This window comes from Mariniphaga anaerophila, from assembly GCF_900129025.1.
Classification (GTDB): domain Bacteria; phylum Bacteroidota; class Bacteroidia; order Bacteroidales; family Prolixibacteraceae; genus Mariniphaga; species Mariniphaga anaerophila.
Genome location: NZ_FQUM01000008.1, coordinates 115,116 through 141,274 on the forward strand (window position 1 = coordinate 115,116; position 26,159 = coordinate 141,274).

At 40.6% G+C, this 26,159-nt stretch carries 17 protein-coding genes; 13 read left to right on the plus strand and 4 right to left on the minus strand.

Translation table 11 applies throughout. From position 1 onward, the window contains the following. Positions 1-127: 127 nt before the first annotated feature. Together BUB08_RS16060 and BUB08_RS16065 are read left to right on the plus strand one after the other, a co-directional pair. On the plus strand, positions 128-1,531 hold the full coding sequence (locus BUB08_RS16060) for an NfeD family protein (RefSeq protein WP_073002925.1): 1,404 nt from the start codon (positions 128-130) through the stop codon (positions 1,529-1,531). A 157-nt stretch (positions 1,532-1,688) separates the two neighbouring features. After that, the gene (locus tag BUB08_RS16065) at positions 1,689-2,678 is read left to right on the plus strand and encodes a 3-keto-disaccharide hydrolase (RefSeq protein WP_073002926.1); all 990 of its coding nucleotides are present in this window, start codon (positions 1,689-1,691) and stop codon (positions 2,676-2,678) included. 80 nt (positions 2,679-2,758) lie between these two features. Here the strand turns inward: BUB08_RS16065 and BUB08_RS16070 are convergent, their stop codons facing one another. The 3 genes from BUB08_RS16070 to BUB08_RS16080 form a co-directional block, all read right to left on the minus strand. Beyond that, entirely contained in the window at positions 2,759-3,931 is a 1,173-nt protein-coding gene (locus BUB08_RS16070; protein ID WP_175550026.1) for a serine hydrolase domain-containing protein, read from the minus strand. 86 nt (positions 3,932-4,017) lie between these two features. Continuing rightward, entirely contained in the window at positions 4,018-5,244 is a 1,227-nt protein-coding gene (locus BUB08_RS16075; protein ID WP_073002928.1) for a dicarboxylate/amino acid:cation symporter, read from the minus strand. Positions 5,245-5,301: 57 nt separating this feature from the next. Then, positions 5,302-6,945 carry an alpha-L-fucosidase gene (locus BUB08_RS16080; protein ID WP_073002929.1) on the minus strand — a complete coding sequence of 548 codons (1,644 nt, stop codon included), beginning with the start codon at positions 6,943-6,945 and terminating at the stop codon, positions 5,302-5,304. Between the two features lie 131 nt (positions 6,946-7,076). On the opposite strand from BUB08_RS16080, the gene BUB08_RS16085 reads away from it, so the two are divergent. Further along, positions 7,077-8,465, plus strand: coding sequence for an aminopeptidase P family protein (locus tag BUB08_RS16085; RefSeq protein WP_073002930.1), 1,389 nt, complete (start codon positions 7,077-7,079; stop codon positions 8,463-8,465). Here the strand turns inward: BUB08_RS16085 and BUB08_RS16090 are convergent. After that, on the minus strand, positions 8,462-8,899 hold the full coding sequence (locus BUB08_RS16090; RefSeq protein WP_073002931.1) for an arsenate reductase ArsC: 438 nt from the start codon (positions 8,897-8,899) through the stop codon (positions 8,462-8,464). The genes BUB08_RS16085 and BUB08_RS16090 overlap by 4 nt on opposite strands. A gap of 330 nt (positions 8,900-9,229) precedes the next feature. Between BUB08_RS16090 and BUB08_RS16095 the strand changes: the two genes are divergently transcribed. The 10 genes from BUB08_RS16095 to BUB08_RS16145 all read left to right on the plus strand — a co-directional run bounded on the left by BUB08_RS16095 (position 9,230) and on the right by BUB08_RS16145 (position 26,079). Beyond that, positions 9,230-11,521: a DUF349 domain-containing protein gene (locus BUB08_RS16095; protein ID WP_073002932.1), complete on the plus strand. Its 2,292-nt coding sequence runs from the start codon at positions 9,230-9,232 to the stop codon at positions 11,519-11,521. A gap of 257 nt (positions 11,522-11,778) precedes the next feature. After that, positions 11,779-12,342: an RNA polymerase sigma-70 factor gene (locus BUB08_RS16100; protein WP_073002933.1), complete on the plus strand. Its 564-nt coding sequence runs from the start codon at positions 11,779-11,781 to the stop codon at positions 12,340-12,342. Positions 12,343-12,610: 268 nt separating this feature from the next. Further along, entirely contained in the window at positions 12,611-13,627 is a 1,017-nt protein-coding gene (locus BUB08_RS16105; RefSeq protein WP_083570814.1) for a FecR family protein, read from the plus strand. Positions 13,628-13,775: 148 nt separating this feature from the next. Next, entirely contained in the window at positions 13,776-17,129 is a 3,354-nt protein-coding gene (locus BUB08_RS16110; protein ID WP_073002935.1) for a TonB-dependent receptor, read from the plus strand. 17 nt (positions 17,130-17,146) lie between these two features. Then, a complete protein-coding gene (locus tag BUB08_RS16115) occupies positions 17,147-19,063 on the plus strand; it encodes a RagB/SusD family nutrient uptake outer membrane protein (protein ID WP_073002936.1) in 1,917 nt (638 codons plus the stop codon). A 298-nt stretch (positions 19,064-19,361) separates the two neighbouring features. Further along, positions 19,362-20,666 carry a beta-galactosidase gene (locus BUB08_RS16120; protein ID WP_073002937.1) on the plus strand — a complete coding sequence of 435 codons (1,305 nt, stop codon included), beginning with the start codon at positions 19,362-19,364 and terminating at the stop codon, positions 20,664-20,666. Positions 20,667-20,690: 24 nt separating this feature from the next. After that, on the plus strand, positions 20,691-21,998 hold the full coding sequence (locus tag BUB08_RS16125) for a beta-galactosidase (protein ID WP_073002938.1): 1,308 nt from the start codon (positions 20,691-20,693) through the stop codon (positions 21,996-21,998). A gap of 10 nt (positions 21,999-22,008) precedes the next feature. Then, the gene (locus BUB08_RS16130) at positions 22,009-23,031 is read left to right on the plus strand and encodes a DUF5106 domain-containing protein (protein WP_073002939.1); all 1,023 of its coding nucleotides are present in this window, start codon (positions 22,009-22,011) and stop codon (positions 23,029-23,031) included. A 94-nt stretch (positions 23,032-23,125) separates the two neighbouring features. Beyond that, complete coding sequence (locus BUB08_RS16135; protein ID WP_073002940.1) at positions 23,126-24,457, plus strand: fibrobacter succinogenes major paralogous domain-containing protein; 1,332 nt, start codon at positions 23,126-23,128, stop codon at positions 24,455-24,457. A 491-nt stretch (positions 24,458-24,948) separates the two neighbouring features. Then, positions 24,949-26,079, plus strand: a complete 1,131-nt coding sequence (locus BUB08_RS16145; RefSeq protein ID WP_139249754.1) for a hypothetical protein — start codon at positions 24,949-24,951, stop codon at positions 26,077-26,079. The last annotated feature ends 80 nt before the right edge of the window (positions 26,080-26,159 follow it).

Here is a 26,159-nt window from a genome sequence, read left to right on the forward strand (position 1 = left end):
TTAGGCGAATTAGGTTTTTTTTTGAAGGGCGTTATTTTTTCGCTTGATGTGGCTGATTTATTTATAACTTCGCTGCAGAACCTGTAATCAGGTTAAATCGTTTTGTCAATACGAAAGAACTTGAACAATGAATAAATTTTGGAATTTACTATTTGTACTGATTTTTTTCCCGCTTTTTTTGTTTGCAGAAGGAGAGGAGAAGGCCGAAAAACTGGTGTATAAACTCAATATTAAACAAGAAATTACAAAAGCAACCTGGCGGCAGACAAAGCAGGCGTTTGAAGCGGCAGATTCGTTGGGCGCAGATGTGTTTCTGATTCATATGAACACCTATGGCGGAACAGTTTTGGATGCCGATTCCATTCGAACAAAAATTTTGCAGAGTTCGATTCCCGTATATGTTTTTATCGATAACAACGCCGCGTCGGCAGGGGCGTTAATTTCGGTTGCCTGCGACAGCATTTACATGCGCTCAGGAGGAAGTATTGGAGCCGCAACTGTAGTTAATCAAACCGGCCAGGCCATGCCCGATAAATACCAGAGTTATATGCGCTCAACAATGCGCTCAACGGCCGAGTCGCACGGAAAGGATACAATTGTTTCGGAAAATGATACCATTTACAAGTGGCGTCGCGACCCCAAAATTGCGGAAGCAATGGTTGACCCTTCAGTTTTTATTGAAGGAATTATCGACACGGGAAAGGTCCTGACTTTTACACCTCGCGAAGCGATTGAATACGGCTTTTGCGAAGGAGTTGCCGAGAATGTGCCGGAGGTATTGCAGAAAGTGGGAATCGATGAATACAAAATTGTGGAGTATGAGCCGAGCTGGATTGAAAAGATAATTGGTTTTCTGGTTCATCCGATGATTTCGGGGCTTTTAATAATGGCCATTATTGGCGGTATCTATTTTGAGTTGCAATCACCCGGAATTGGATTTCCTCTGGGAGTCGCGATTCTTGCTGCTGTTCTTTATTTTGCCCCGCTTTACCTCGAAGGACTGGCCGAACACTGGGAAATTTTGCTTTTCCTTGTTGGTTTGATATTAATTGCCCTTGAAGTTTTTGTTATTCCGGGGTTTGGAGTTGCTGGCGTTTCCGGTGTTCTTCTTGTTTTTATAGGTTTGGTGTTGAGCCTGATTGAAAATGTGGTGTTCGATTTTGAACCGGTGAATACCCAGCGGCTTGGCGTTGCAATAATGACTGTTGTTGCAGGCGTTTTCGGCGGATTTATTTTGTCGTTGTATCTCGGCAATAAGTTGTTTTCTGCCCATTCCGGCCCGTTTAAAAATCTGGCATTAAATACTGTTCAGGATGTAGAAGATGGGTATCTGAATGTGGATTCGTCATTTATCGCCTTAAAAGGAAAAAAAGGAATCGCTCAAACTGTCCTTCGTCCGGGAGGAAAAGTGCTCATCGAAGGCGAAGTTTACGACGCTGTTACCGAAGGTGGTTTTATTGATAAAGGCGACGAAATTGTTGTAATAAAAGTGGAAGCGGCCCAGCTTTATGTGGATCGGCCGGAAAACTAATTCAATTATATTGCCGGCTGGCGCAATAATTACCTGCCGGATATAAAAACGAGATTTTAATAGAGATTTCTTTTAAAATCCTTTTTGCATAGATTCGCTCCGGCGATTTTACTCTGTCTATTGGAAACTTTGTATTATTCTATAATTATTAATTGCGATGAAAAAAAACAAAAACATTCTGTTACTTCTGGTTTTAACATTATTAGCTCCCGTTTTCGTGTCTGCGCAATCACCCGGCGATGGTTCTGAAGTGATTGGCAGGTGGAATCTTACCGTGGTTATTGAAGATGATGACATGGAAGAGTTGGGACTTTTCCGCCACGGACTGATGGATGCCGATGGTTTTCCCGGATGGCTGGAAATAAAACGTTCCGGTTTTTCTACGCTTGTTGGCTACTATGTGGGGTACGAGGGAAGCGCCCGTCCGATTTCTAAAATTTCCTATTCTGCTAAAGACGGTAAATACCATTTCACCATTCCTCCACAGTGGATGGATATTGAAGATATTTATTTTGAGTTTTCTCTGGAGGATGACAAGCTGACCGGTTATGAAATACTGGACGGCCATAAACTCTACTGGACAGGTGTAAGGGCGCCGAGCCTCGAACGAAAAGAACCTCCGGTGTGGGGAAATCCGAAAAATCTGCTGGACGATAACTTGTCGCGCTGGATTGTCCCGGCAAAAAACGAGTTTCGCATGGTCGACGGAGTTTTGGTTAATGCGAAAGCCGGAGGAAATCTGGTAACAACCGAAAGGTACGACGACTTTAAACTCAGTGTCGAATTCAGGTATCCGGAAGGAAGCAACAGCGGAATTTATTTGCGTGGCAGGTACGAACTCCAAATTATGGACGACTACGGAACTGACGTAAGCAGCACCGGCGTTGGTGGTATTTACGGTTTTATTGAACCTTCGGTAAACGTTGCAAAAAAGGCAGGCGAGTGGCAGAGTTATGAAATAACGCTGGTAGGAAGGCATGTAACCGTTGTGTACAATGGAGTTGAAATTATTTCTAACCGGATTATTCCCGGAATAACAGGTGGTTCGCTCGACAGTAAGGAAGGCAACCCCGGACCAATTATTTTGCAGGGAGACCATGGCCCGGTTGAATTTCGGAAAATTGTGATTACTCCGTCTGTGAATTAGCCTATTTTTTAAATGATAACAAAACAAGGGGGATGCTTAAATTAAGTATCCCCCTTGTTTTATTATGGGCAAAAACCAAATTATTTTTTGTCCGGCTGTGCCTCCTCTTCCTTGTTTTCGGCAGGCGTGTTTTCCTTAGATTGCTTTTCGTTTTCAGAAAAGAAGTGTTGTGCCATTGCAAAAACCGGATAATCGTCAGATAACGAGCCTACATTAACAGCGCATGCAACAACAAGGTTTTCGTCCGGATAAATTAGCAATGCAGCGCCTCCTCCGGTTACCGTGCCGCTTCTGCCGTATATTTTCCGTCCGCTGTTGTCGGTCATCAGAATCCAGCCGTTTGCCATGCGCGAAGGCGTGCTTCCTGAAATAAGAACCGGTTCAAACAGTTTTTCTTTAAACCCGGTTGTGAAATAATCAGAATAAAGTATTGCATTTCCAAGTTTAACCAAATCTTCGGCATTGGAGAGTAATCCTTCTGACGGCGCTTTGTAGCGCATGTCCCGGGTAGTTGCTTTTACAACCTGGGCAATAAAATTATGGTCGAAAAAATCGCTTCTCCCTTTTATGGTGGCAAGCGGATTGTCGGGTTCGGTAAATTTCAAATTCAGCGTATCTGTAACATACTCTTCTAAAATGCTGTGAAATTTTTTATTGGTGGCTTTTTCCATAACTACCCCTAAAAGGTTGTAGTTGAACATGGAGGGAAGCATGTACATTCCGGGGGTAAACAACAACGAATCTGCTTTAAAACTATCCAGCCCCTGTTCTGACGAAATATTCAGTCCTCTCCAGTCTTTTTCGTTTTCATTCGGTTCCCTTATTCCGGAAGTTTGAGAAACCAGGTGATGAATTGGCAGCGGGAATTTTTTCTCTGGAAAACCCGGATAGTAGTATTGTACAACAGAGTCGGGTTGAAGCGTTCCTTCTTCTACCATTTTCTGGTAAATAAGAGCCGTAAAAACCTCAGAAACCTGTCCTATTCTGAATTTGGTATTGCGAGTTGCCGGAACGTTTAAATCTTCAGAGGCAAGTCCCATTCCTTCCGAATAAATAATTTTACCGTTTTTGGCAACGGCAAAATTGCCTCCCGGAACGAGATTAGCCGACAGGTAAAAACCGGCGTCAGTTCGCGCAGCTTTTATTTGGTCAATGTATTTCCGATCGTAAAGGACATCGGTTTTGGATTGTTTGCAGTTGGAAAGGGAAAACAGAATCGCAATTAAAATTGAATACCGTATAATTCTACTCACGTTCATATTGTTTTGGTTAAATAATAGCTGTTAAAAGGCGCAAAAATAGAGAATCCTGAGAAAAACTTTCCATAAAAGTTAAAGAATCAAATTGCTACATTTGTTTTTTCTTTTTCAGACCTTGCGATGGTTACGGCGCCGCAGCTGTCGCTCCAAACATTAACCGATGTGCGCAGCATGTCGAGAATCCTGTCAACCGCCAGTATCAGCCCGATTCCTTCCAACGGAAGCCCCACTGCAGAGAGGATGACGGTCATCATTACCAGGCCGGCCATTGGAATTCCGGCGGCTCCGATTGACGCAAGAAGTGCAGTGAATACAACCAGCATCTGTTGTCCAAAAGAGAGGTCGATGCCATATGCCTGTGCAATGAACATGGCCGCAACACATTCGTAAAGTGCGGTTCCGTCCATATTTATTGTCGCCCCCAAAGGCAAAGTAAAACTGGAAACTTTGTTGGAAATGCCACTGTTGTTTTCCAGTACTTCCATGGTTAGTGGCAGTGTTGCACTTGACGATGAAGTGGAAAAAGCAGTTAAAAGCGGCGCTGCCATGTTTTTTAGGTGAGAATATGGTTTGGCTTTGCCGATGAAGCGAACAATAAGCGGAAGCGACACCAGCGCATGGAAAAGAAGCGCTATTACAACCGTGAGGCTGTAAACGGCAAGGCTGCCTGCAATACTGGCCAGCTCTTCAGAATTTCGACTGACTTCAGTAGCTACAATCCCAAAAATTCCCAGCGGTGTAAATTTGATGATGAAGAGCGTAATTTTCATCATTACATCAAAAAAGGCATCGAAAAAGTTTGTTAGCAACTGGCGGTGTCCTTTTCCGGCTTTGGTAATGAAAAAACCGAGAAGAATGGCAAAAAATATTACAGGGAGAATGTCTCCGCGCGCCATTGAATCGATTACATTTTCAGGAATCAGCCGGTATAAAATATCTTTAACAGAGCTGGTGTTTTCAGTTAGTCCTTCCACTGTTTTCGAGAATCCGAGGTCGATTCCGACTCCGGGCCTAATTATGTTAACAGCTGCAAGTCCTGTTAGAATTGCCAGTGTGCTGGTTGCCAAATAGTAAAACATTGTTTTCACCCCAAGTCTTCCCAGGTTTTTTCCGTCGCCCATGCTGGTAACACCACTTACAATAGAGCTGAATACCAGCGGAATTATAACCATTTTTAGCGCTCTGAGAAAAATATCGCCAATCCACGAAATATATTGAACTCCGTGGGGAACAAAATAACCAAAAAGTACAGCTATAATAAAAGCAATGAGGATTTGCCAGTGCAGTTTAATTTTCAAAAGTCTCACTTTCCTTGTTTTTAGTAGCACTAAGATAGTTTTTCTGATTGTTTTGACAAGTGCTGATTAAAATCTGACTCTTGTAATATCTCCGTAGACTCGTAGTTTTGGGTGGTCGGCAAATGCTCTGACCTGGTATTCTTTTCCTTTTTTCTGAATTTTTGGATTTACGGAAAACTCCATGGTTTCTGAAACTGAAATAGTTCCGGTTTCCTTCCACTCATCCGAATACAATTCTTCCACAAAGCCAGCGTATTCCCGATACTGAAAACCGGCTTTCAATAAGTTGGAATCACCTGTTTTTGCTATTTGGCCGTGAAAAGTCAGCTTGCTATTTCCTTCAGAAAAAGATGCAGGTAGCGTAATTATTGCAGGCGGTTCAAGAGCGGGTTCCACATGAGTAATTTTTAAAACAATCGGGTTTGGCCACTTGTGGTTGTTGTAAATTCGCTGGGCGCGCACGCAGGAAATATGTAGTCCGTCCTTTTTTTGTTCGAAGTAGGTTTTTGCATCTGTTTTGGGCTGGTACTCTACCAGTTCTCCTGATTGTCCCAGCACACTCACCTCGCTTTTTTCTGTTGTTTTTACCGATTTGATAAGAAAATTTTTTCGTTCGCCTCTAGCCCAATCCGGAATTTTGGTAAGAAATGCGTACACTGTTTTTTCGCGGGGATTCCAGGTGAACCAAATGTTCTCTTCGTTGGGTAAAATCCACGGAGCCACGTTTTCAACAGCTTCGTGGTTAATGAAATTCCACGCAGCTATTTCCCGCAGATTGGCTTCCTGCTGTTCGGGCAATTCGCCGTTTGGTTTCGGCCCGACATTCAGAAGCAGATTCCCTCCTTTTGCGCGGGTTTCAATTAAAATTTCGATGAGCCGATTCCCGGTTTTGTACGCTTCGTTTGTTGGTTTGTATGCCCATTGCGTTCCCATGGTGATGCACGATTCCCATGGCTCGTCAGACGAAATTCCCAAAACGGTTTGCTCCGGCGTTTTTATGGCGCCGCGCGTTACAACAATATCGGGCTGAAGTTCCCACACCACTTTTTTGCATTTTTCCTGCAACGGTCCTTCTCCGCCATCAAAAAAAATGATGTCAATATCGCCGTACTGAGCCATCAGTTCCATGCACTGAAGCTCTAACAATTCGAGGTATTTCAACATTGTGCTGTCGGGCAACGGATTTGGAAACCTTCTGCGAACCTGCAGTCCGTTTTCGTACAGAAAATTGAAATCTTCCGGAGAATAGTAAAATCCAACTGCCAATCCTGCTTCCCGCGTTGCATCGACATACTCGGCCAGCATGTCTTTCCCGTACGGAGTATTCATAATGTTTAACGAAGTGGTTTGGGTATCCCACATGCAAAAACCGGAGTGGTGTTTGGTTGTGAATACAATGTATTTCATGCCGGACAGTTTTGCGAGGGCGGCTATTTCTTTTGCCGAATAGTCTTTCGGATTGAAGGTTTTGGGCAATTCGTTAACAAACCGGTTGAGATAATCATCGGATGCACCGGCCATCGAATGGCTGATTACAACCCCAAGCTGGCTGTCGAAACTGAAATGGATGAACATTCCGAATCCTAAAGTCCGAAACCACTCCAGTCGCTCGGGTTTGTTCAGGTTTAAAAAGTTTTCAGAATTGGTTTCCTGCGCCCCGGCGGAGAAAAAAATGAAAAGGAGGGAAATGGCAAAGAATAGTTTTTTCATTGTCTCGGTTTTAATTCTTTTGGTTTTTTAAACTAATTATTTGTTACGACAAATAATACTGCAAATTAAAAAATAAACAGGTTAAAAATTATATATTCGTAGGTTATTAAGGTAATTAAAATAAGAAAGATATGTTTAATAAAGAAGTTTACACAAGCAGAAGAAATAGCCTTAAAAGTAAGATGAATAAAGGCGTAGCCCTATTTTTGGGGAATGTTGATTCTCCCATGAATTGTACGGACAATACGTTTTATTTCAGACAGGATAGTTCTTTTTTATATTTTTTCGGACTCGATTTTCCGGGACTGGCAGGTGTAATTGATTTTGACAATGGTGAAGATTACATTTTTGGAAATGATGTGGACATGGACGACATCATTTGGATGGGGCCACAAGTTTCCATTCAGGAAAATGCTGAAAAAGTAGGTGTTGTAAAAACTGCTCCGCTGGCAAAACTGAATGACTTTATTTCCGGAGCAATTAAACAAGGCAGGAAAGTACATATTTTGCCCCCGTACCGCGCCGAAAATAAAATCTGGCTGGAACAACTACTGGGGATTTCTTCGCTGAGAATTGGCGATTATGCTTCGGTTGAACTGATAAAAGCCGTAGTGGATTTGCGCTCAGTTAAAGGTCCGGAAGAGCTTGAAGAGATAAAAAAAGCTTGTGCAACCGGTTACGAAATGCACGTTACTGCCATGAAAATGGCTCAACCCGGCGCCTGGGAACAAAAAATAGCAGGAACCATCGAAGGCATTGCGGCCGCAGGTGGCGGTATTATTTCATTCCCGGTAATTTTGTCGCAAAATGGTGAAACACTGCACAACCACGACCATTCACAAATTTTGCGTGAAGGCGGATTGATGCTGGTGGATGCCGGCGCAGAATCGTTGTTGCATTACGCTTCAGATTTCACCCGAACCATTCCGGTTGGCGGAAAGTTTACGCAGAAGCAGCGTGAAATTTATGAAATCGTGCTTGCTGCAAACAATAAGACAACAGAACTCTCCCGCCCGGGTGTAACATATAAATCGGTTCATATGGCAGCCGCTGAGGTAATTGCTTCCGGTTTAAAAGAATTGGGACTTATGAAAGGCGATGTTAAGGAAGCTGTTAAAAACGGGGCTCACGCTTTGTTCTTCCCTCACGGAATAGGCCACATGATGGGGCTTGATGTACACGATATGGAAGACCTGGGACAGGTTTATGTTGGATACGACGATGAGGTTCGTCCTTCTACTCAGTTTGGGACTTCTGCATTGCGTATGGGGCGTAGGTTACAGCCCGGATTTGTAGTTACCAACGAACCCGGAATTTATTTTATCCCAGCACTTATTGACCAGTGGCAACGCGATAAAACCAATGCTGATTTCATTAATTTCGATAAAGTAAATGAATACCGTGATTTTGGGGGAATCAGGCTTGAGGACGACATCGTGATAACAGAAACAGGTAGCGAAGTTATTGGAAAGAGGGTTCCGATTGATCCGGAAGAAGTGGCAAAAGTTGTTGCTGGTTAAGCGGATTTGTCAATCTGTTTTTTCAAAATCCGATAATAGAAATAATCCATCTCGGTTTTTATTTCATCCCTTATCTCCCGGCATTTTTGTTTTATTTCTTCTTTGTCGTTGGAGCATTGGTAGGGGTTATGAAAGCCGAGATGCATTTTTCGCTTGCATTTAATGGGCGGAACCTGCAGTTGTTCCACTGTCCCGTCGCCTACCGTAATCAGGTAATCGAATTCCATATCATCGAATTTTGAATAGTGCTGCGGAACTTGTGGTTTCAGACTGATTCCTATTTCTGCCATCACCTCAATTGCAATCGGGCTAACATGATCTGTCGGCTTGATTCCCGCAGAATAAATTTCAATATTTTTATTGTAACTGCGAAGGATTGCCTCGGCCATTTGGCTTCTGCAGGAATTTTGATTACTTAAAAAAAATATTTTCATCAGACCGCGGTTTTTGGTTTATAGTTCTATTGGCTATTCTTTCACATTTCTGCCGATAAAGTATAATTAAAAACGGATTTTTCAAAATTTAAGGTTGATTGATTTTGTTGAAAACTAAAGTTTTACAGATGTTTTTCAGCATAATTTTTGGTTGTGGGTTTTCTTTGAAAATGCAGATACAACGGATTATATTAAATATTTTCCCAAAAATGTCCCGAATAATCCACTTAAATTGATTTTAAATTCTTTGAGTATTAAGGTGTAATTCCCTATTTTCGTAGTCTGTTATTTTATGCACACCATGAATTTATGGTATTTAAAATTTTGTAAATGGAACCTAAAGATCTAAAAAAACCTGAAGGGTTGGAGAGCAGTCAGAATGCCAACGACGAAAAATCAGGCAATTCTGTTGCTTCGACTGAGCAAACTGAAAATCTTGAAAAAACTGAAAAGTCAGAAGAGAGCAATCAGTTAAATGAGCCTGAAACCAATGAGGTTTCTGATAGCAATGAAACGGTATCTGCAGAAAATCAGGATGCAGCAGAATCATCTGTTCCTGAGGTGAAGCAGGAAGCACCTGTTGATGCTCCTTCCGAAGAAGAAACTGATGATGAAAGCGAAGAGCCTGCAGAAGAAACTACGGTTTCCGAACAGTCTGAATCATTGGTAGAAGAAGCCGAATCAGATTCGGAAGTAGAGCCTAAAAACGAAGAAGTTTCAGAAGAAGAGGATCTTAGTGAGGAAACAGAAAGTTCTCAGGAAAAAGCTGAGGTTGTTGCCGAAGCAGAGGAAGAACCGGAGAACGACGAAAAGGCAGATGCTGCAACCGAATCTGCCCCTGAAGTGAAGGAAAAAGCTGAACCTGCCCCTGCTCCTCCAAAAAGGGAAAAGGTTGATTATAATACATATAAACAGATTGAGCTGGTAAACGCTCTGCGCGATGTTCTCGAAAAAGATGAGGAATACGATATCCGTGATGAGGTGGAAGCCATTAGAAGCGCTTTCTATAAACAGGTGAAAGAAGAACACGAGCAGCAGAAAAAACAGTTTCTGGAAGAAGGTGGAAACGAGGAAGAGTTTGTTCCGGAGGAGAATCCTTATGAACAGGACATTAAAGATTTACTGAAACGCTACCGTCAAATCAGGCACGAATTCAATAAAAAACTGGAGCAGGAAAAAGAGACGAATCTCCAGATTAAATACGATATTATTGAGGAGATTAAAGGGCTGATTCATAAAGAAGAGTCCATTAATAAAACATTTCAGGAATTTAGAGACCTACAGCAGCGCTGGCGCGAAATTGGCCTGGTTCCGCAAGGCAAAATGAAAGATTTGTGGGACACCTACCATTTTCATGTAGAGAATTTTTACGACTACATAAAAATCAACAAAGAGCTTCGCGACCTTGATTTGAAGAAGAACCTTGAGATGAAAATCAGGTTGTGCGAGCAGGCCGAGGAGTTGCTTTTGGAAACCAATACCATAAAAGCGTTTAATCATCTTCAGAAGTTGCACGAGCGTTGGCGTGAAATTGGTCCTGCTCCGCGTGAAAACAAAGATGATATTTGGGAGCGCTTTAAAGCCGCAACTGCCAAAATCAACAAAAAACACCAGGAGTATTTCGAAAGCAGGAAGACTGAGCAGAAGAAAAATCTGGAAGCCAAGCGGGCGCTTTGTGAGCAGGTAGAGGAAATAAATGAAACGGAGTTTGAGTCTCACAAAGATTGGGGCGAAAAATCGAAGGAAGTAGTCAACCTGCAAAAAGTATGGCGCACAATCGGTTTTGCCTCGCGTAAAGAGAACAACAAAATTTACACGCGGTTTCGCGAAGCCTGCGATAAGTTTTTCGATGCAAAACGCGATTTTTATTCAAAGAATAAAGAACTTCAGCAAAATAACCTTCAGCTGAAAATTGATCTGTGCATGCAGGCCGAAGCATTAAAAGACAGTGACGACTGGCGTAAAACAACGCAGGATCTTATTAATATTCAAAAGCAGTGGAAGGAAATTGGCCCGGTGCCCCGAAAACATTCAGACGCGTTGTGGAAACGTTTCAGGGCTGCCTGCGATTTCTTTTTTGATAAGAAGTCAGAACACTTTTCCAGTGTCGATTCAGAGCAGGTAGATAACCTCAAAGAAAAGGAACAACTGATAGCGGATGTCAGAAACTTTGAGCCGACTGATGATGCCGATGAAAATCTGCGGATGTTAAAAGATTTTCAACGAAGGTGGACAGAGATTGGGCATGTTCCGATTAAAAAGAAAGATGAAGTTCAAAAGCAGTTCAGAGACGCCATTAACAAATTGTTTGATGATTTGAATTTGGATGAATCCAGGCGCAATATGCTTAAGTTTAGAACTAAAATGGCTTCTTTCTCTGAGTCGTCGCGCGGGCAGAATAAAATGCGCCTTGAACGCGATAAATACATGAACAAGCTGAAACAACTGGAGAATGATTTGGTGCTTCTGGATAACAACATCGGTTTTTTTGCAAAATCTAAAAATGCAGAGTCGCTGATAGAAGATGTGAAAAAGAAGATTGAACAAACCAGGGAAAGAATAGAATCCCTGAAAGATAAAATCAGGGTTATCGACGAAATGGATCAATCAGAAGAAGATTAGGTTCTACAATATATTGGAAATAAAAGCCTCGCACGAAGTGTTCGTGGGGGGCTTTTTGTTGGTTGGAAACATAGAACAAGTCTTTTTGTGTTTTGATGACGATAAACTGTTAATAGAAAAAAGGGAGTGTAATCTAAATTCTGTGCGGTCAATTGTATAGTAAAAAAAATTTGTTTAATTTGAAGGAATAATTGATAAAAAGGAAGCTTTCAATATGAAAAATTGTTTCATCTAACTATGGCCTCAAAACTTTTGAGATGAATTTTAATCAAACCGATAGTTTTAATGAGATTTATACAATATTTTACAGGAGATCGTTTTTGTATGTGAAGTCATATGTTCATGACGATATGGCTGCCGAAGATATCGTAACCGAAACGATGATAAAGTTGTGGGAGCAGATGAAACTCGGAAAAATTGATCCGGTTGCTCCGTTCTTGTTTACCATGCTAAAAAACAGGACACTTGATTACTTGAAACGCCAAAAAATAAAACGAGATGTCCGCGATGTTATTCAAAATACTCTGGTCAGGGAGTTGGAGATGCGGAAAACGTCACTTGAAATGAGTAATCCTGAAGAGATTTTTTCAGAAGAGATACATCAAATTATTCATTCAACATTACAGTCGCTTCCCCAAAAAACAAGGGAAATTTTTATACAAAGCCGGTTTGAAAACAAATCGCATAAAGAAATAGCTGACTTGTTTGATATATCGATGAAAGGAGTAGAATATCACATAGCTCAGACGATTAGGCAACTGCGGATTTCGTTAAAAGATTATTTGCCTCTTATCGGTTTTTTATCGTTTTTGAATTATTGAGACACCTGTTAGACATCATCCAATATTTTTAAATACGATGTCCAGCGTTCTAATAGTTCTTTACTCTATTTTTTGCGTTCATATTTCTTAGTAGTTGGTTGAATTTTCGTGTTTGACGTTGTCTGAAGCTTTCTATACAGGCAAGTCAAGAGTCGATTCGATCAATTAACCTTTCAAATATTTAAAGTAGTAACGTCAGCAACTTTAGATATGGTTTTCCAAACATGACAGTGTAAATTGGTTAAATAAAAAGATATTTCTGAAAAAAATGAAAAAACTACTAGGGAAACTTAATCCTTGGTCGTTATTAATATGTATGCATAATTTAAAACCAGTGAATAAACTTCTTTTAAAATACATTAAAGGTGACTGCTCTGAGCAGGAGAAAGTAAAAGTTGTAGAGTGGATGGATTCTGCTCCTGAAAATATGAAGGAGTATCTTTCTCTTCGGAAACTCTATGATATAACCATCTGGCAGGCAGATTCGGAAATTTCAATTTCTGAGAAGCCAAAGAAACGAGTCAATCTTTTTCGTAAAAACCGAATCCTTATTGAAGCCGTTAAAGTGGCTGCAATTTTTGCCATTGCTATACTGGGATATCAGTATTTTCCTTTCTATCCGAATGACCGCTATTCAGAACCTGTAATGCAGACACTGCATGTTCCGGCAGGACAGCGTGCCGAGCTTATTCTTGAGGATGGTACTAAAATATGGTTAAATGCCCAATCTACGCTTTATTTTCCAACCCAATTTAAGGGTGAAACGCGAGAAGTAGAACTGGATGGCGAAGGTTATTTCGATGTGTCACATGATGAGTCAAAACCGTTTTTTGTCAAAACCAATAGTTACAATGTGAAAGTACTGGGTACACAATTCAACCTTATGGCTTATGCATCAATTGAAAATTTTGAACTGTCCCTGCTTAATGGCTCGGTTGAAGTGTTAAAACCGGGCATTGCCAAGGGGTTTAAACTTAATCCCGGAGAACGGGTTTTTCTTAGTGCCAATAAACTTGTACATGGTTCTATCCTTCACAGTGACCATTTTTTGTGGAAGGAAGGAATTATCTCTTTTAACGACGTAACTTTTACTGAGCTGGTCAGCAAATTAGAACTCTATTTTGATCTTGAAATTGAGGTTAAAACAATCAGAATGGCAAATTCCCGAATTACGGGAAAATTCCGTACCAAAGACGGGATTGAGCACATTCTTAAAGTGCTGCAATTGAAGAATGAGTTTATTTACAAAATTGATGAAAAAAGAAGTAAAATAACAATAGAATAAATAATTAATTCAACCTAAAAGCTTTGCCCATGACTGATTGAAATAAATAAAAAAACCGGCAGGTGTTCCAGCACCTGCCGGTACATAGGTCAATACCTGGTTTTCTTGCAAAAAACATTTCAAGTATTAACAGTACAAAAACAAATTTATGAAAAAAAAATTGTTGGGGAAATATCCTGACACAACTAAACAATTACTGCGAAAAATGAAAATAACAGCTTTATTGCTTTTCTTTTGTGTATCGGCGCTATTTGCCAATGAGGTTAAATCACAAAATGCTAAGGTTAACATAGCATTGAGGAATGTTACTGTCGCACAGGTGATTTTTTCTATAGAGGATCAAACCGATTACCTTTTTGTTTACGATAAAAATGAAATTGATCTGCTTCGGAGGGTGGATGTTAACGTTGAAGAGAAGCCTGTGGAATTTGTCCTTCACAATCTTTTTGAAGGAACAAATGTGTCATTTGGCATGGTTGGCAATAATATTATTTTAATGACTAAGGTGGCAATTTTTCAACAAAAGTCGGTCTCCGGAAAAGTTACTGACTCTTCTGGCTCTCCACTGCCTGGTGTAACCGTAGTTGTGAAGGGTGCAATACAAGGTACGGTTACTAACGCGGAAGGCATATACTCATTGACAAATATTCCAGAAAAAGCAATTTTGGTATTTTCTTTTGTGGGAATGAAAACACAAGAAGTTTCAGTATTAGGGAAAGCACTGATTGATATAGTAATGGAAGTAGATGCTATTGGGTTGGATGAAATTGTTGCTATTGGATATGGCACACAAAGAAAAGGGAACCTTACTGGTTCCGTAGCATCAGTTAAAGCAGATAAATTAACAGTAGCTCCTACAACGAGCGTTACAAATACATTGGGTGGGCAACTGGCCGGATTAAAAACAAAACAAATATCCGGCATACCCGGATCTGATGGCGCAAAATTGAGTATTCGGGGATTTAATTCTCCGCTGGTAATTGTAGATGGGGTAGAAACCAGTTTTAATAATATTGACGCATCGCAGATTGAATCAATTTCAATCCTGAAAGACGGAGCTGCTTCTATTTACGGCGCTCGTGCCGGAAACGGTGTTGTGCTGGTAACCCTTAAACGCGGACGTGAATCAGAGATCTCAGTTTTTGCCAATGGTTCGGTGACCTTTCAAAATTCCACGAATCTAATTAAATCGGGAAGTTCTGGCCAAAGAGCAGAGTGGGAGCGAGAAGCACATATTAATGCTAATCTCCCTTCATCTCAAATACCGTGGACACTAACTGAAATTCAGAAATTTTTCGATGGCGGTGATCCCGAATATTTAAATACTGATTGGTTTTCTTCTGTTGTCAGACCATGGGCGCCACAACAGAATCATAACCTGTCCGTTAGCGGAGGAAACGAAAAAGTGCGGTTTTTGTCATATCTTGGGTACAATAATCAACAAACAATTTCGCGCCACGACGGCGGAGGCTATAACAGAATAAACTTTCAAGGTAATGTGGATGCAGATATTATTGAAGGGCTTTCATTGTCTTCCAGTGTAAATTATATTAAAGAATTGAGAGATTTTACAGCAATGAATCTGTTCCATTCTAATTATTATTATGCCCTTTATGATAGCGACCCGAGATATCATTTGCATCTTCCTGATGAAACAAAACTTTCATACGCTGGCAGTTCATACGGTAATGCTTTGTTTGTTTCCCGCAGAAACCTGGCCGGTTATAGTCGTAGTAACAATCAAAGTATCCGTATTAATGGTTCGGTTATGTATAATTTTCAAAGTATTAAAGGTTTGAAATTAAAGGCTTTTGTTCACTATAATAGCTATTTCGGTTTAAGTAAAATGTTCAAAAAACAGCCTGATTTTTATTCTTATAACGCCGGAACCGATGAGTATTCTTTTGAACGAAAAGCACAGGATGCAACCATACTTTCTCAGGGTTCTTCATATAGCGATGATTTAACGCAGCAATATTCTGTTTCGTATCGGAATACTTTTAATGATGACCATAATTTGTCTGTATTGGCATTGCATGAGAGAATAAGCTATAAAAATGAAGGATTTGATACGCAACGGGGGAATTTTAAAACAAGCGTAATCGACCAAATGTTTGCAGGTGATCCTACAACTGCATCGAACAACGCTACTGCGTCAGAAATGGGCAGATCAAGCTTCGTTAGCCGTGTGAATTATGGCTATAAAAACAAGTACCTGGTCGAAACTATTTTCAGGGCGGATGCATCGGCTAAATTTCCTAAAGATGGGCGCTGGGGATTCTTTCCAAGTGTCTCCGTTGGCTGGATGGCTTCAGAAGAGAGGTTTTTGGAAGACGTTACAGCGCTTGATAACCTGAAAGTAAGGGGAAGTTTTGGACAGTCGGGTGATGATGGTATTGGAAACTATCAGTACTATGCCGGATATTCTTATGATATGGCTTATATTTTAGGCAATGAAATTTCGCAAGGCCTTTATTCAACCGGATTGGCCAATTCTATTTTATCCTGGGAAAGGATTTCAATATATAACATGGGAGTTGATTTTTCTTTTTTAGATAGAAATGTTTACGGGACAGTAGAAGGATTTTACCGCTCGCGCGATGGCATCCCGGGCTACCGCACCGAATCCCTTCCTTCAACGTTTGGTGCAGCCCTGCCGCTTGAAAACCTGAATAGTATTGATACAAGGGGATTTGAGGTAGAGATAGGGACATCCGGCAAATTGGCTGAATTTAGTTACAGCGTTTCGGGAAACATTTCATGGGCCAGAAGCAAATGGGTAAAATATGACGAACCTGAATATGAAGATCCAGATCAGAAACGGATTTACGGCGTGACCGGAAAATGGACAGACGAGCGCTTCGGCTATATTTCCGACGGCGTATTTACTTCAATGGAAGAGATTAGTGCACTGGATTATATTTATAAAGACATTGGTGGAAATGAATCTATAAAACCAGGCGATGTAAAATACATAGATGTTAACGGAGATAAAGTTCTTGACTGGAAAGACCAGGTGAAAATCGGTAAAGGAACAATGCCAAACTGGATGTATGGTGTAAATTTGGGCATTTTGTACAGAAACCTTGATCTTAATATGTTATTCCAGGGAGCTTTTGGTTATACCTCATATATTGACCTTGAAACAGCTCCAACCGTATTGAAGTTTGAAAATCGGTGGACCGAAACAGAAAATAACAAGAATTCACTTGTGCCGAGGCCGGGAAGTAAAAATCCCGCAAACTGGTGGTACTCAGATTACAGAAACCATAATGCTTCCTACGTGAGGCTCAAGAATATGTCGGTAGGGTACACCTTGAATAGCAATTTACTGGATCGACTTAAAATGAGTAACCTGAGAGTATATGTAGCTGGAACGAATTTATTTGCTATTAGCAGTTTGTCGAAATACGGGGTAGATCCAGAAGCACCGGAAGGTACACCGGCATATTATTACCCACAGCAGCGCACAATTAGTTTAGGTTTATCTGTAAGTTATTAATTGTAAAAGTTTTAGATATGAAAAAAACAGGTTACATAATAGTGATTTTATTTGGTTTATTATTACTTAACTGTACTGATGACCTTCTGGAAAAGGAACCATTGGACAGATACACAGATGCAGTAGTTTGGGAAGATCCATTGCTTATTAATTCTTTTTTATTATCGCAATACGCCTATACTCCGGTGATGGTAAATGATGCAACTACTATGTTTTCAAGCTGGGATGGTTCTCCCATGAATAGAGACCCCCGTGCCGACGGTAATTTACGCTATTGGTTTGGAAACAGCGCTCAAACATTTGGCCCCGGGCTTTCTATCGAAATTAGCGATGAGGCCAAATACACTTCCGGAGCCTGGGCAAATGTGGTCTCTGAAAAAGCTAACGGAATATCTTCTGACGGTGGAATGATGGAGTGGTGGGAAAATGCTTATTATGTGATTAGGAATCTCAATGAATTTATTGAAAAAGTTCCTTCTTCCCCGTTGTCCGAAGACATTAAAGTAATTCGTGTAGCAGAAGCCAGGTTTTTAAGGGCATTTAGCTATTTTGCCATGGTTAAAAGGTATGGTGGGGTGCCTCTTTTAACTGTTGTCCCGCAGTTGGATTCTCCTAAAGAATTGTTATATCCTGCAAGGAATACTGAACAGGAAATATGGGATTTTGTGCTGAATGAAACCGGGGAGATAGCAAAAATATTGCCTGATGTTCAGGATGAATACGGTCGCGCAACCAGTTGGGCCGCTCTTTCATTGTATTCAAGGGCTGCTTTATATGCCGGCAGTGTTGCTAAATATGGAGAACTTTCGGGAAATAAATTAACAGGCATCCCGGCTGATTTAGCTAATGACTATTATACAAAAGCATATACTGCCGCTGCCAAAATACAAAACGAAGGGCCTTTTGATTTATACCAGGAGGACATTGATAATAGCGACATTCATTCAAGAATACAGAATTATAAAAATGTTTTTCTTGTAAAACGGAATGTTGAAACCATTTTTGCCAAGCAACATGGCGGACAAAGTTTCGATCCGGGCGGAGGCACAACAACCTGGTCGTGGGATATTTGCCACGCACCTCGCCCTTCGGTATGGGGGCAGGGAAATTACCAGGCTCCTTATCTTGAATTAATAGAAGCTTTTGAATATGTTGATGGCAGGCCCGGAACGCTTGATCGTGAATATGTTGAATCCAGGTTGTGGACTATGGAAGAACTGTGGGTCGATAAAGATCCCCGTTTTTATGCTTCTATCTGGACCAACGGGACACCTTGGCGTGATGCAGTGCCCAGTAACTTTGGAAAAGACACAATTAATTTTCACAGAGGGCTGATAACATCAGACGGAACAATGATGACTTCTTTTAGCCAGTCATATAACGGAATGCCGGTAGTGGGAGACCAATCCTATTTTCATGCTTCTACAGGAATTGTAAATACCGGTTTTGGAATTATGAAGTATCTTGATCCTAATGCCGACAACATGGTTTGGCTGATGGAATCCAGAACGGATTATTCCATTTTCAGATTTGCAGAAACATTGCTGAATTTTGCCGAAGCAGCTTTTGAAATAGGCAAACCCAATGAAGCCTTATTGGCGATTAACCGAATCAGGGAACGTGCGGGAATACAAAAACTTTCATCAGTATCAATGCAGCAAATTCGAAATGAACGGAGAGTTGAACTGACTTTTGAAGGACACCGATACTGGGATCTTAGGCGCTGGAGAGAAGCAGAAGAAAAACTGACCCGTTCCTTTAGCGGCTTGCAGTACGTCCTTGATTATTCTACCGGCAAGTATAAAGTTTTAATCCATAGCGATATTGATGGTGATCAAACACCAAACTTTCCTAGAAGGTGTTACTACTTTCCGATTACAAAACATAGAATAGGGCAAAATTCAAACCTGATTGAGAATCCGGGATATAATTAACGAGGTATAGGATCACTTCCCAATTCAACCGTTTTTTTCAAAACCGTGCTGTACCGGTTTTGAAAAAAGGCGATGGAAATTCAGACGCCTTAGGGCAAAAGAATATGTCAAATCAATAAAATGTGCTATGAAAATAATGCTGTAACGAACAGACTTGAGCCGGAATGAAAAGGATACGAAAAGATATAAATAGTGACTTAATATGAAACGATCCTGGCAATGGTTATCGTCCAGAAAGCGGATTAAATGTCCAAGCCGGATGCTTGTAATACCTTAATAAATGAACAATTTTAGTTTTATGAAAAAGTTTCTGGTATTGTATTTTTGCTTCTCTCTGTTGTTTGTAAGTTGTGAGAAAGACGACGTTGAACCCGAAAAGCCGGACAGGACAGAATATAATTACGATGTGCTTGGCCTAGGTGAAATAGCTACCGGATTATGGGTAACTCCCCCCTCCGGTTATCAAACGAGCGAAGAATATAAAAGAATTAAGGAATGCGGTTTAAATTTTGTAAACGGATTTCATTACTTCGAAAACAGCCATAGTAAAATACTGAAAGTTCTTGATTATTGCGAAGAGAACGATCTTAAATTTTTTGCCAATAAGGCTTCTGTTGCCTCAGGAATTGTAAATTATTCAAAAAGCCCGGATGTGTCGTTACTGAACAAATTTATAAACGAGATTGAGCCTTATGCCAATCATCCGGCTTTTGCCGGGGAATTGATGATTGATGAACCGGGGAAAAACCTTTTTGAGGCCGTTTCTGCATTTACCAAAGCTTTTGACGAAGCTTACCCGGACAAAATGTGGCATGTGAACCTGTTCCCGACTTATGCCACAGGCGGGATTCAGGCGTCCAGCTACAACGAGTATATTAACAATTGGTTGATGACCGTTCCTTCAAAACATATTTCATATGACAGTTATCCATTGCTTTCTACCGGCGAAATAATAGATGACTACTTCTATAATCTGGATATTATTCGTTCAAAATCGAGGTTCCGGAAAATCCCCTTCTGGACTTTTATACAAACCTTGTCAATTGCAGGAACTCCAGGGGTGCCGGATAAAAGAGAACCCAGTGAAGCCGATATACGCTGGCAGGTTTGGAGTAACTTGGCGTTTGGCGCTAAAGGGATTCAGTATTTCTGCTACTGGTCGCCGGGGAATGGGACCGAGCAGTTTGGCGAAGCACTCATCGGACTAAGCGGAGAGAAAACAGTAAGGTATGATTACGTAAAAAAAATTAACAGCGATATAAATGCCATCGGCAAGATTCTCTTGAATTGCCATGCGGAAGGAGTTATCCAAACTTCAGTTAAAGATTATAAAATGTATGAACGTCTGAATGATTTTGGCGAAATCCGGTCAATAACAGGTGATGACAATATTATGGGGTGTTTTGAAAATGAAGATGGGGAAAAGAAAGTGTTGATAACAACTCTAACCCCTGACAAGGATGCCAGTGTTATCCTCCACCTTTCAGACAAGGTTTCCGAAGTAAAGGTTTGGAATAACGGCGGTTCTGAAAAACAACTGGTGAGTGGAAACCAGATAGTATTTCAGATTGATGCCGGTGAAGCTGTTTTTGTGGAATTTTAAAAAAATGAAAAAAAATTGGTTAAAATGAACAGGTTTTTTGAAATTAAATATACCCTGATATTAGTGGGGGGGATAATGTGTTTTATAAACTCAATGGCACAAATCAGGGCGACAAATGCTGATGGATATGATGTTCTATGCCTTGGAGAGCTGCCGGTTGGATTGTGGGTTACACCGCCGGATGAATTTCGAAATGATAAGCAATACAGACGAATTGCAAAAAGCGGGATAAACTTCGTTAATGGATTTGGATTTTATGAAAACAATGTGGAAGATATCAACTCTTCTCTTGATTTATGTGCAAAGTATGGAATGAAATATTTTGTAAATAGAGGAATTGTACACGAAGCAATTTTGTCGTATGCGGAAAAAGCTGACAAGAATCTGGTAAATGATATGTTGAACGCAGCCAAACGCTATAAGGATCATCCGGCTTATGCCGGAGAGTTGCTTATGGACGAGCCAGGGAAACCATTATTTCAGGCAGTAGCTGCATTCACCAAACAATTTGAAAGTTTGTACCCCGAAAAAATGTGGCATGTGAATCTGTTTCCGACTTACGCAACAGGGGGGATACAAACCCATAGCTACGAAGATTATATCGATTCGTGGCTTGAATTAATTCAGCCTCGGTATTTATCGTATGACAGTTATCCTTTGTTAAAATCAGGAGGTATAGTTACGGATTATTTTTATAACCTGGATTTAATCAGAAAAAAAACATTGGACAAAAACATTCCTTTCTGGACATTTATCCAAACCCTTTCTATTGCCCGAACTCCCGGTGTTCCTGATAAAAGAGAACCAAATGAAGAAGAAATCAGGTGGCAGGTTTGGTCAAACCTTGCTTTTGGAGCAAAAGGCATTCAGTATTTTTGCTACTGGTCTCCGGGAAACGGGAAAGAAACATTTAGCAATGCCTTGGTAACACAGAAAGGGGAAAAGACAAAAAAATACGATTATGTAAAACGTCTTAATTCAGATATAAAAAAAACAGGGGAGATTTTACTTGGTTGTGATGCTTTTGGAGTCATTCAAACAGCTCAAGAGCCATTTCCTCTTTATGGCAAACCAATCAAAAGCTTTGGGCCTGTGGAGTCCGTAAGTGGAGATGATAGCATAGCAGGCTGTTTTATAGATGAAATTGGAAATTATCGGGTGCTCTTAATGGCATTGTTGCCGGGAAAAGGCGCAACAGTTAAGGTGAGTTTGGATGAAAATGTTCAGTATGTAACTTTGATAGAGGGAACCAAAGAGAAACGAGTTAAAGTAAATAACCAGCAATTGACACAATTTATTGCTGACGGAGAAGCAGTATTAGTTGAGTTTTAATAACATCTGAATGAAAAAAGTCCCGATAATATGGAGTGTGGTGCTTGCCGTCGGTTTGCTTGGGGGCGCGGCTGTGTTTTTCACGGATAAATATTTTGATCTTGATAGCCAGCCAGATCATAATTCAGATAGTGCTTTGTCAAATGGAAAAAATAACGAGCGTGTTACTGCTATGGCATACAAAACATGGATACGCGATGCCTTTTCTGAGAAAAAACAACGTGAAGCCATTTCAACTGCATCGGATAAAAACGGTATTCACACTTTCTGGGATAGCTTTGATTTTACCGACCCAAATTATATTGCCAGCCCCGAGCTATTAAAACAACCTGCGCTAACGTTTCTGAGCTTACTGGAATATTATCCGGAAGAAAAAGAAGCGGCTCTTGCCTCGTTGATGGAAAAAACACTTGTAGCAGATACTCTGATAATACGGTATATGATCGATGAAATATTGGAGAAATACCTGTTTCGTCCTGAGTCTCCACACCGAAATGACGAAAGCTATCTGTTTGTATTGGAGTCTGTTTTAAAAAACGAACAGATAAGTCAGTGGAATAAATCCAGATTTGTGTTTCAGCAACAGCTCCTGAATAAAAACAGGGTTGGCAGCAAAGCCCGTAACTTTGATTTTATTACGTCAAAAGGCGAAAGTAGTGAGTTGACTGACATAGAATCGGAATTAATTGTGCTTTATTTTAATAATCCAGAGTGCAGTCGTTGTTTGAATACAACATCGAAACTGAAGAATTCCGTTTTGCTCAACCAGCTTACTGTGTTTGAAAAGGTGACCGTCCTCTCCGTTTTTCCGGATAGCAATGAAAGTGAATGGAGAAAATCTTACTGCCCCGAAAATTGGATAGCTGCATTTAACAGCAGCCAAAGCATTGTTACCAACAACCTTTATGATTTACGTGCAATCCCCTGCCTTTATTTATTGGATAAAGAGAAACGGGTACTTGTTAAGGATGGTTTGCCGGAGGAAATAATTGGACGTTTATATCATATTGTAAAAGAACAAAAATCGGAATAATATTTAGAATAAACATAAAAATAAATAAAGAGCACAGAAAAGCGTGATGTACATTTAATATTAATTATTTATCTGAAAAGTTATGAGTTATAAAATGAAAAGTTTGTTAGTAGTTGCAGGTTTTATTCTTGCGGTGATTGGTTGTACCAAAGACGATGAAGAAACCATCGATCTGCAGGTAACAACCAGCTCGGTGGGCAGTTTGACTGCATTCACCGCGAAAAGCGGCGGAACTATTTCAGGTTCTGTGACAATCAGCGAAAGAGGTATTTGTTGGGGAACAATAGCTGAGCCGACCATTGATGATAATTCATTGGCTGATATAGACCCGATGGATGGTGAATTTACTTTGAAAATAGTTGATTTAGAGCCGGGTACAGAATACTATGTTCGCGCGTATGCCATTGCTGTTTCCGAAGATGTGGTTTATGGAAATGCAGTGAGTTTTTTTACTCCTTCGGCAGAACCGTTGGCAGAATCAAATAGTTACCTGGTTGGAACAGACGATGTGGTTATTATCCCTGTTTCAAAAGCAAATAGTTCAGCGTTGGGAACACAAATTTCTTCTAATGATGATATTTCTGCCGAATTAATTTGGATGGATAACCTGGATGTTGTGGAAGATATATTTACCTACGGAACAGGGTCATCGGGCAATGTTGTGGTAACAACTGGAAATATTTCCGGAAATGCTGTTGTTGCTGTAAAAGTTAATAACAATGTCAGGTGGTCATGGCACATTTGGGTGGATGAAGACCCTGTGTCAATTGGGACGGTAACAATGCCCTCAGGATCCATTTTAATGGATCGGAATCTTGGCGCTACATCTAAAACAGTAAGCGAAATTGGAACCGTTGGCGTTCAGTTTCAGTTTGGACGTAAAGATCCGTTTACTGCTTCTGCTGACTACGGGACACCTTCTGAAGTGTTGCTGTATGATTTGGAAGGAAACACCCCTGAGATTGCAACAGTCGATGGATCAAAAAACCTGGCTTTTGTCACTTCAAATCCTCATACTTTTGTGAAATCCCAATGGGTTGACTGGTGTGATGAGTTTGTAACAAATTGGTGGCAAAGCGAAGATGGGAGTAAAACTGCTTACGATCCATGTCCTGCCGGTTGGAAAGTGCCCGCACTCGAGGATTACGCAGGTCTGGCTGATGAGCATTTTGATAAAAACATTGAAGGAGGACACAATCTTATTTATAACGACCAGTCTAACTTTTTTAGTTATACCGGATATCGGGAAGTTATGGGAAATATGGATGCAACGGCAAATTATGGCACTTTTTGGGTGAATTCAGTTATACCCGGAGAAGCAGGAGTAGGCGCTGCATTTTCTCCCTCTTTTGGCGTTGGCGGAACAGCTGCAGTTAATGGAGCACCCAGGGCGAGGGCTTTATCTATTCGTTGTGTTAGAGAATAAGGTATTGGGTAGTGATTTATGCTGTTTGTTTGTATGTATTTGATTACCATCTTATTGTTGTTTGTTGCTAATGTTGGCTTAAAATAATGAATATACAATAGCTTATATGTATGTGCTTGTAGAGAGAAAAGAAGACCGTCTTAGTTTTTTTAGACGGTTTTCTTATTGCATGCCATCGGGTTTAATAATATCAGGGTTCAGTTTATTATTTGGGGGATAGTTCACATTCATACTGTTGGCAGGGTTTCTTTACAGTTCGGGATGAAATTTGAAGTAATCTTAAGATTAATGAATGCTAGAGTAACATATATAATCCTAGATGCATATCTTGAAAGAGATTTTATAGATAATGGTATCTGTCGCAGAGGCGGTTTATAAACCTTAGCTTGTTACCGCTTCCCCTCCCCAAACAAAATGGGGCATTTGCCCTATTTAACGGCATGCAGCCAGCTACTAGTTTTGTATTTCAATCACATTAAAAAAAGAATACAATGACTAGGACGACAAGATTAATGGTTTGTGTTGCACTTTTCTTGGGGCTTTCAACAGTCCTTTGCGCACAGAGTTTAGGTAAGTTTAATCCCGAAGAAAACCGGGGTGCCCGAGGACCGCGAAAATTCACCTCCAAAGATGTTTATATCGCAAACTTTTCGGTGAACTATCAGCTTTATAACCTGAGAACGAGTACTACCAAGGGTGGCCTCGGAAGTAGAATGTTATCCGGTAACACAAAAGCTTCGTTGGCTGTGGGGTTGGATATTCCTGTAAATACTTTGCAAGAGCTTACTGACGATGCGTACCGGCAGTTTGTTCAGGATTTGGAAAGCAAAGGTTTCAACGTTCTCAACGGAGACGCGGCTGCCAATACTGGTTATTACGAGGGCTACCAGCGCTTTGAAAGCATGGAAATGAGCCTGGCTGAAGCTCCGGGAGTTGTAACTGTTTATCCGCAAAATACCGTGTTTTTTGTGAAGGGATTTACCTCTGGCGGACAGAAAAAACAAGGTGGCTTTTTGGGTAGTATTGACCGCGTGACAGGCGATGCACACAATGCTAGAGCTGATGAAATACGCACCTACCCGAAGCTTTCTGCCGAGTTGGATGATGCAACAATAGTTAACGTCGATTTGTACGTGTTATTTCTGAACGACGAAAAGGCGTATCAGGGAAATGGTGCAAAAGTTACTGCAACCACCAACTTGTGCCTCTCTGCCAACGAACACATCACAGGCAGGGTGGCCAACAATTCAACAACTACCAAACTTGGTCTCACCGGATCAACAAAAGAGCAAACATTTCAGTGTGTCTCTTCCATCGATTTCATTCAGGGTAGAAACAAAATTGGCGGCTCGCCACTGGGGACGTATTGCGGTGTGTTAAAGAAAGATTTGAACATTACCGGAGTTATCGGGAAAGAAAAAATTCAATCGTACGCAAAAACTGATCACGATTTTATTGGCACTGAAACCGCTTTCGGAAAAATGTACCGGGCCGATAATATTTCGGTAGAAAATACGGCTTTGATTAAAGCCGACGCTGCTAAATACGAAAATGGCGTAAATCAGGCACTCAATACATTTTTGAGCCATCATGTTAACGAATTCAAAACCAAATTTTTTTAATAATTATTTATGAATGTTATGAAACGAACATGAATTTTATTCATTCAAAATTCACAAAAAGAAATGATTAAAGTTTATGT

What these genes read in the sequence shown, in the direction of transcription:
- BUB08_RS16060 (WP_073002925.1), top strand. Translation starts at nt 128, where the DNA reads ATGAATAAATTTTGGAATTTACTATTTGTACTGATTTTTTTCCCGCTT.
- BUB08_RS16065 (WP_073002926.1), top strand. Translation starts at nt 1,689, where the DNA reads ATGAAAAAAAACAAAAACATTCTGTTACTTCTGGTTTTAACATTATTA.
- BUB08_RS16080 (WP_073002929.1), bottom strand. Translation starts at nt 6,945, where the DNA reads ATGAAAAAACTATTCTTTGCCATTTCCCTCCTTTTCATTTTTTTCTCC.
- BUB08_RS16085 (WP_073002930.1), top strand. Translation starts at nt 7,077, where the DNA reads ATGTTTAATAAAGAAGTTTACACAAGCAGAAGAAATAGCCTTAAAAGT.
- BUB08_RS16090 (WP_073002931.1), bottom strand. Translation starts at nt 8,899, where the DNA reads ATGAAAATATTTTTTTTAAGTAATCAAAATTCCTGCAGAAGCCAAATG.
- BUB08_RS16095 (WP_073002932.1), top strand. Translation starts at nt 9,230, where the DNA reads ATGGAACCTAAAGATCTAAAAAAACCTGAAGGGTTGGAGAGCAGTCAG.
- BUB08_RS16100 (WP_073002933.1), top strand. Translation starts at nt 11,779, where the DNA reads ATGAATTTTAATCAAACCGATAGTTTTAATGAGATTTATACAATATTT.
- BUB08_RS16105 (WP_083570814.1), top strand. Translation starts at nt 12,611, where the DNA reads ATGAAAAAACTACTAGGGAAACTTAATCCTTGGTCGTTATTAATATGT.
- BUB08_RS16110 (WP_073002935.1), top strand. Translation starts at nt 13,776, where the DNA reads ATGAAAAAAAAATTGTTGGGGAAATATCCTGACACAACTAAACAATTA.
- BUB08_RS16115 (WP_073002936.1), top strand. Translation starts at nt 17,147, where the DNA reads ATGAAAAAAACAGGTTACATAATAGTGATTTTATTTGGTTTATTATTA.
- BUB08_RS16120 (WP_073002937.1), top strand. Translation starts at nt 19,362, where the DNA reads ATGAAAAAGTTTCTGGTATTGTATTTTTGCTTCTCTCTGTTGTTTGTA.
- BUB08_RS16125 (WP_073002938.1), top strand. Translation starts at nt 20,691, where the DNA reads ATGAACAGGTTTTTTGAAATTAAATATACCCTGATATTAGTGGGGGGG.
- BUB08_RS16130 (WP_073002939.1), top strand. Translation starts at nt 22,009, where the DNA reads ATGAAAAAAGTCCCGATAATATGGAGTGTGGTGCTTGCCGTCGGTTTG.
- BUB08_RS16135 (WP_073002940.1), top strand. Translation starts at nt 23,126, where the DNA reads ATGAAAAGTTTGTTAGTAGTTGCAGGTTTTATTCTTGCGGTGATTGGT.
- BUB08_RS16145 (WP_139249754.1), top strand. Translation starts at nt 24,949, where the DNA reads ATGACTAGGACGACAAGATTAATGGTTTGTGTTGCACTTTTCTTGGGG.